The organism is Pseudomonas asplenii (genome assembly GCF_001293465.1).
GTDB lineage: Bacteria > Pseudomonadota > Gammaproteobacteria > Pseudomonadales > Pseudomonadaceae > Aquipseudomonas > Aquipseudomonas fuscovaginae_B.
In genome coordinates this window covers 1-1,323 of record NZ_JSYZ01000038.1, presented here as the reverse complement: position 1 = coordinate 1,323, position 1,323 = coordinate 1, and the positions used below count along the sequence as shown (strand labels likewise).

General features: G+C 55.2%; 1 protein-coding gene. It reads right to left on the bottom strand.

The annotated features are described in order from the left end of the window. Window positions 1-49 precede the first annotated feature (49 nt). A protein-coding gene (locus PF66_RS32490) for an IS3 family transposase (protein WP_152973122.1) occupies window positions 50-1,269 on the bottom strand; the annotation gives its coding sequence in 2 pieces (ribosomal slippage) (window positions 50-921 and window positions 921-1,269; 1,221 coding nt in all). Between the last annotated feature and the right edge of the window lie 54 nt (window positions 1,270-1,323).

The following is a 1,323-nucleotide window of genomic DNA, read 5'->3' as shown; positions in this document are numbered from 1 at the left end:
TGTCTAGTCCTGAAATAGGTTTACACCTGTTCAGGTAGGCCCACAGGCCTCAAAACGCCCGATGCACCGCATCGGGCGTTTTGTTTTTCAGGGCCATGTGAGGCCGTTCTGTGTTGTAGATCTGCACTGCCTCATCGACCATCTTCCTCGCCTGTTCCAGATTTTCTGGGTTGCTCAACAGCAACTCTGTTTTGAGGATTCCGTTGATGCGCTCAGCAAGTGCGTTTTGGTAGCAGTCATATCCGTCAGTCATCGAGCACTGAACTCCGTGCCGTTGATGAAGTGACTGGTACAGCGCCGAACAGTACTGGATGCCTCGGTCCGAGTGATGAACTAAGGGCTGACGACGACGCCGCTTGCGTAGGGCCTGTCTAAAGGCCTGGGCAACAGACTCCGCATGCAAACCTTCATGCACATGGTGCCCGACAATCTTTCTGGAATACGCATCCGTCACCAGACTTAGGTACAGTGGACCGCTACTGGCGGGCAGGTAAGTAATGTCCGCCACCCAGACGTGCTCCGGCCCTCCAGGGACCACCTGATTCGGGCCTGGCTTGAGTAGATTGGGATGCCGGTAGAAGCGGTGAAAGCTTTGCGTTGTCTTGTGGTACGCCCGCTTGGGCAACACCAGCAAGCGGTGCTCTCCCAAGACCTGAAATAGTCGGTCTCGGCCAATTCGGACCCGCCTATCCGGCTGGCAATGCAGCAGATAGTGCAGCTTCCTTGTACCCAGTCGTGGCTGACGCATCCGGACCTTTTGAACAAACTCAACGACCCGATCTGCCTGGTGTGCTTTGCTGTCAGCCGCTCGATTTCGCTTGTAGTAAGCCTGCCGGCTAATCCCCAGAAACCGACAAGTCCTGGCAATGCTCAGTCCTGCGACCTGACCTTGCGAGAGGACTTGCCGGATCGCTTTTTTACGACCGACACACCGTAGTCATTCTTCAGGACATCAACGACTTTCTCAAAGAACTGAGCCTTCTGGCTCATCAGCTCAAGCTGCTGCTCAAGCTCTTTGATCCGCTGCTCTGGAGTAAGCGTCTTGGGATCGGACATCACGCAGCTCCTCTCGGCTCGGATTGAGGCCCCCTGGCTCCAATCCTGCCGACCATGCTTACGCAACCATACCAGAACCGTCGACCGCCCCTGGATGCCATACCGCGCTTGGGCCTGCTTGTAGGTCAGCTCGCCTTTTTCGATCTGATCGACAACCGCCAATTTAAAAGACAGCGAGTAATCTCGCTGTGTGCGCTTTACACCTTGCTCCATCTGATTCTCCGGGATTTCGGGATGGAAGGTGTAAACCTTATTCAGGACGGGACA